Origin of the sequence: Kitasatospora putterlickiae, from assembly GCF_039527695.1 — a bacterium.
GTDB classification, from domain to species: Bacteria; Actinomycetota; Actinomycetes; order Streptomycetales; family Streptomycetaceae; genus Kitasatospora; species Kitasatospora putterlickiae.
Genome location: NZ_BAAAKJ010000374.1, coordinates 1 through 5,361 on the forward strand (window position 1 = coordinate 1; position 5,361 = coordinate 5,361).

Annotated in this window: 4 protein-coding genes and 1 riboswitch; all 4 genes read right to left on the reverse strand. The window is 72.6% G+C overall.

Going from position 1 to position 5,361, the window contains the following annotated elements; genetic code table 11:
- Positions 1 to 105 precede the first annotated feature (105 nt).
- Positions 106 to 1,170 (reverse strand): C40 family peptidase, encoded by a 1,065-nt coding sequence (locus tag ABD308_RS33150; RefSeq protein WP_344343314.1) that lies wholly within the window; start codon positions 1,168 to 1,170, stop codon positions 106 to 108.
- Positions 1,171 to 1,421: 251 nt separating this feature from the next.
- Complete coding sequence (locus tag ABD308_RS33155) at positions 1,422 to 2,597, reverse strand: C40 family peptidase (protein ID WP_344343316.1); 1,176 nt, start codon at positions 2,595 to 2,597, stop codon at positions 1,422 to 1,424.
- A gap of 10 nt (positions 2,598 to 2,607) precedes the next feature.
- Positions 2,608 to 2,762: riboswitch (cyclic di-AMP (ydaO/yuaA leader) on the reverse strand.
- A 346-nt stretch (positions 2,763 to 3,108) separates the two neighbouring features.
- The gene (locus ABD308_RS33160) at positions 3,109 to 4,152 is read right to left on the reverse strand and encodes a C40 family peptidase (RefSeq protein WP_344343318.1); all 1,044 of its coding nucleotides are present in this window, start codon (positions 4,150 to 4,152) and stop codon (positions 3,109 to 3,111) included.
- Between the two features lie 210 nt (positions 4,153 to 4,362).
- The coding region (locus tag ABD308_RS33165; RefSeq protein ID WP_344343320.1) for an NYN domain-containing protein at positions 4,363 to 5,361 on the reverse strand (999 nt) is incomplete at its 5' end.

Below are 5,361 nucleotides of genomic sequence, written 5' to 3' on the forward strand. Positions count from 1 at the left end.
AGCCGACGCCCTGGGCGAAGGCCGACAGCTGGGCCACCCCGCCGGCCGTCCGCAGCAGGGCGGTGCGCCGGGACGGCCCGCGGCCGGCGGCGGGATCCGGGCGGCTCAGAGCCGGATCACCCCCGAGACGGGCATCGTGGTGACGCTCTCGTAGCGGACCTTGGCGCCCGGGTAGGGGGCGTGCACGATCACCCCGCCGCCGGCGTACATCCCGACGTGGTGCATGTCCCGGTAGAAGATCACCAGGTCTCCCGGCCGCGCTTCGGAGAGGCTGACCCGCCGGCCGGCGTACGCCTGGGCCTGCGAGGTGCGCGGCAGGGTCACTCCGGCCTGCCGCCAGCTCCAGTACATCAGACCGGAGCAGTCGAACGCCTTGGGCCCGGTGGACCCGTACACGTAGGGCGCCCCGACCATCCGCACCGCGGCGGCCAGCGCGGCGGCGCCGCGTTCGGAGGCGGCCGGGGTGCTGCCGAAGTCCAGCCGGTCGGCGCCCCGGGCGGCGCGCCGCTCCGCGTCACGGGCGTCCTGGGCGGCGAGCCGGGCCCGTTCGGCGGCGCCGAGACTGTTGAGCAGCCGCTGCGCCTTGGCGAGCCGCTGCTGGATCTGCTGCTTGCTCTCGGCCAGCGCCTTGCGGGTCTGCTCCAGCTCGGCGAGCTTGGCGGTGGTCTCGGCCCGGCGCTGGTCGAGCACCCGCTGACGGCCCAGCAGCTCGTGCAGGGTCTCGTTCTGCCGTTCGGCGGTCTGGTCGAGGGCGCGGGCCCGGGAGAGGTAGCCCGCCGGGTCGGTGGCGAGCATCAGCTGGACGGTCCTGGTCATCCCGCCGCCCCGGTACTCGGCGCCGGCCACGGTGGCGAGGTCGCCGCGCAGCCGGTTGAGCTCGTCCTGGGAGACGGCGATCTGCTCCTGCAGCGTGCCGGTCTCGTGCTGGAGCCGCTGCTGGGCCTCCTGGGCCGCGTTGAACCGCTCGGAGGCCTGCTCGGCCTCGTCGTAGAGCTGCTCCACCTGTGCCTTGACGTCCTTGCGGTCGGCCGGGGCGTCCGGCGAGCCGGGTGCGGCCTGGGCGCTGCCACCGGTCGCCACGCCCAACGCGGTGGTGGCCGCCGCGGTGAGCACCAGCGCCCGGGCGAGCACGTGCGCACCTGACAGCGGGGAACGGCGGTGCACGGCCATGCGACGTCGGCTCCGATCCTGGGCCCGGCCCGCCGCCGCACCGGGGCGGGCGGCTGTCGAAGCGGGTGTCCGGTGGCAGACGTTAGCGAGTCAGGGCAACCGATTCCAAACCCCTCCGAACTCGAATATTCAGACACTTATCGGACGTCAGATCGGTTCGCGGACCGAGCGCCCCGACGAGCCCGGGAAAAGCCGCAGGCCCGGCCTCCCGCGTGGGGAGACCGGGCCCGACGGAGCCTGCCGACCTTCGGTCAGAGGCGCACGATGGTGTTGACCGGCATGTTGGACGCCGACTCGTAGCGGACCGACGCGCCCGGCTTCGGGGCGTGGATGACCTGGCCGCCGCCGACGTAGATGCCCACGTGGTGGCGGTCGCCGTAGAAGATCACCAGGTCGCCGGGCTGGGCCTTGGAGATGTCCGAGCCGATCTGGGTGCCGGCGTTGGCCTGCGCCTGCGAGGTGCGCGGCAGCGACACGCCGGCCTGGGCGTACGCCCAGCCGGTGAGGCCCGAGCAGTCGAAGGAGTTCGGACCGGTGGCGCCGTACACGTACGGGGCGCCGAGCTTGCTCTCGGCGGCCGCGATCGCGGCCGCACCGCGCGAGCTGTTGGCGGCCGGGGCGGCGGGCGCGGCCGGCTTGGACGCCGCGGCGGCCGGGGCCGAGGAGGGCGCGGACGGCGCGCTCAGGTTGCTGCGGTTGGTGTCGCGGGAGGCGCGCTCGGCGTCGGCCTTCTCCTTGGCGGCCTTGGCGGCCTCGGCCTTGGCGGCGTCCGCCTTCGCCTTGGCCTCGGCGGCGGCCTTCTCCTCGGCGGCGCGGATCGCCTGGCGCTCCTGCTCGGTGAGCGTGTTGAGCAGGTCCTGGGCCTTCTGCAGCTTGCCCTGGACGTCCTCCTTGGAGCTCTTCAGCTGCTGGGTGGTGGACTCCAGCTCGCCGAGCTTGGCCTGGGTCTCGGTGCGGTCCTGGTCCAGCCTGCGCTGCTGCTCCTGGAGCTCCTTCAGCGCGCCGGACTGGGTGGAGCCGGCCTGGTTCAGGGCGTCGGCCTGGTTGAGGAAGTTGTCCGGGCTGGCGGAGAGCATCAGCTGGACGGTCTGCGATATGCCGCCCGTGCGGTACTGCTCGCCGGCGATCTCGGCGAGGCCGCCCTGCGCCTCCGTCACCACGGCCTGCTGGCGGGCCACCTTGTCCTGCAGCTCGGCGACCTGCTTCTGCAGCTCCTGCTGCTTGGCCTGGGCGCCGTTGTACTTCTCGGTGGCGACCTCGGCCTGCTCGTTGAGCTGGTCGACCTGCTCCTTGACCTGGTCCTTGGTCGGCGCCGGGTCGGCGTGCGCGCCGGACTGCGCGGACAGGGCGACGGCAGCGGCGGCGACACCGGTCAGGATCGAGACACGGGCGCGGCCGGCGGGCTTGGGACGACGATGGGACGCCACGAAGGCGGACTCCTTCTTCCTCATCCGCCTACCGGGTGAGCTGACGGGTTCGGGCGGAAGCGTGCCCTACGACGCCTCACCCGCCGCTCGCGCGGCCGGCCTGGCGCCGATTCACCCCGGAGGAACGTGTGGTTCCCCGGCTCCGCTCCACAGCGGACCCCCGACTGCTGGGCCCTCGTTCGGACGGGTGACCCGAAGGCCCCGTCCCGCTGCTTCACGAACTCGGCGGCGAACCCCGCCGCCACCCAGGCTGGGTGATCGACTGTGCGTGGTTCGAGGCACGACCCTAGTAACAGATCCGTGATCCGTTCAAATCCTTGTCAGAAAAAAGTCGGAAGAATACCCAAGTTCCCTTGTGAATATGACCGAATGTGATCACATCCCCACGGCGAGCTGATCATTGTCCGTCAGATGTTCGAAAGCGCACGCGAAACGCCGACGCCACCTCCGACCGGAGGTGGCGCTGATCACAGGAGTCCCAGCGGACCCCCGGGCGTGTCGTGGCGAGCCGTCAGACCCGGCGGATCGTGTTGATCTTCATGGCGTCGGCCTTCATCACCTTCACCACGTCACCGGTGCGCGGCGCGTGCACCACCATGCCGTTGCCGATGTACATGCCGACGTGGCTGCGGTCGTCGCGATAGACGATCAGGTCGCCCGGCTGGGCCTCGGCCAGGGACGGCACCCGGGTGCCGTAGTTGCCCTGCGCCTGCGAGGTGCGCGGCAGCGAGACGCCGGCCTTGCCGTAGGCCCAGACCATCAGGCCGGAGCAGTCGAAGCCGCTCGGGCCGGTGGAGCCCCAGACGTACGGCGAGCCCTGCTTGCTCATCGCGAGCGAGACCGCGGAACCCGCCTTGCCGCTCGCCTGCGGCAGGCTGCCCAGGTCGGTGCGCTCGCTGCCGCGCGAGGCGCGGTCGGACTGCTGCTGCGCCGCCTTCAGCGCCGCGCGGTCGGCGGCGCTGAGCGAGTTCAGCAGGTCCTGGGCCTCCTTCAGCTTCTTGTTGACCTCGGCCTTGGACTGGTTGAGGTCCTTGGTGGTGCTGTCCAGCGAGGCCAGCACGGCGGCCGCCTCGGCCTTCTGCTGGTCGAGCCGGCGCTGCTGCTCCTGCAGGCCCTTGAGCGCCTCGGCCTGGCTGGAGCTGGCCTGCTGCACGCTGGAGGCCTTGTCCAGGTAGCCGGACGGGTCGGAGGTGAGCATCAGCTGGACCGACGGGTCGATGCCGCCGGTGCGGTACTGCTCGCCCGCCACCTCGGACAGCCCGGCCTGCAGCTGGGTCATCTGCTCCTGGCCGCGGGCCACCTGGTCCTGCAGCTGGTCCGCCTGCTTGCGCAGCTGGTCGGCACGCTCCTTGGCGCCGTTGTACTTCTCGGTGGCCTGCTCGGCCTCTTCCTGCAACTGGTCGATCTGCGCCTTGACGTCGTCCTTCTTCGGCGACGGGCTGGGCGCGGCGTGGGCGGCGACCTGGGCGGAGAGAGCGACCGCGGTCGCAGCGGCAGCGGTGAGCACGGAGACCCGCGCGCGGCTCGGCTGCTTGGGACGGCGGTGGGAGGCCAAGGGACCGGCTCCTTCTTCCAATGGCCTCACCCGAACGGGTGAGAATCCGGAAAATAGGTTTGACGCCAGACACTAGTGAAGATCCACGGTTCGCGCCACTCCCCCGATCGCGTGAACCCGAACCGCCGATCTGACTTCACAGAACTCGCACAACACCGCAATCCAGGCGCTGACCAGCCGTCATACCGACCGGCCCGCACCCGGAAGCGGCTACGGCCGGGCCAGCCGGTTCAGCAACAGCACCGACGCGACGGGGCGCGCGCCGGCCTTCCGCACGCCCTCCGCGACCTCCCGGTCGGTCGAGACCACCACCACCGGGCGCCCCTGCGGCTCGGCCCGCACCAGACGGCGGATCAGCTCGTCCGCCGTCTCCCCCGTCCGGCTGAACCGCACCCGCACCCCGCGCGGCGGCGCCATGATCACCGGCACGTCCAGGTCCTGGCCGTCGAACACACACGTGACCTCCGCCTGGGTGCGCTGCGCCAGCATCGCCAGCCCGCCCAGCAGCCGGATCCGCTGCTGCTCCAGCGGCAGCGTCGGATAGCCCGTCTTGGTCACGTTGTAGCCGTCCACCACCAGATGGACCTGCGGGATCGCCAGCAGCTGGTCCAGCAGCGCGGGATCGTCCTCGGCCAGACCGCGCCGCGCCACGTCGTGCGGCGAGGCCGCGCCCGGCACCACCGCCTCCACCAGGTCCGCCGGGCGGATCTGGGACACCGGCAGCGCCAGCTCCCGCTGCAGCCCCTGGGCCGACTGCAGCACGGTGTCCAGCAGCAGCCGTAGCCGCATGTCCTCGACGCTGCGCCCCTCGCGGGCCGAACGGCGATTCTGCTCCGCGGCGTTCTCCAGTTCCGTGACCCGGTGCCGCAGCCGGCGCGCCTCGCTCTCCGCCGCGCTCCGCTCGGCCGCCGCCTGCGCCCTGACCGCCTCCAGCTCGGCGGCCACCTTGCGGGTCTCCGCCTGCGCCCGGCGGGTGTCGCTCTCCAGCGACCGCAGCCTGCGGCGCAGCGAGTCCGCCTCCCGCCGGACGTCCTCCGACTCGGCCCGCTGCCGCTCCAGGTCGGAGCGCGCCGCGGAGCGCACCTCGGCCAGCTCGGCCTGCAGCTTCTCCACCAGCCGGGCCGCCTCGGCCGCCGCGCCCTCGGCGCCCGCCCGCTCGGCCTCCTCGCCGGCCTCGGCCACCAGGCGGCTCCACCCGGCCGAGCGCAC

Excerpts from the sequence above, each read along its gene's own strand:
- ABD308_RS33150 (WP_344343314.1), bottom strand. The coding sequence starts at position 1,170 with ATGGCCGTGCACCGCCGTTCCCCGCTGTCAGGTGCGCACGTGCTCGCC.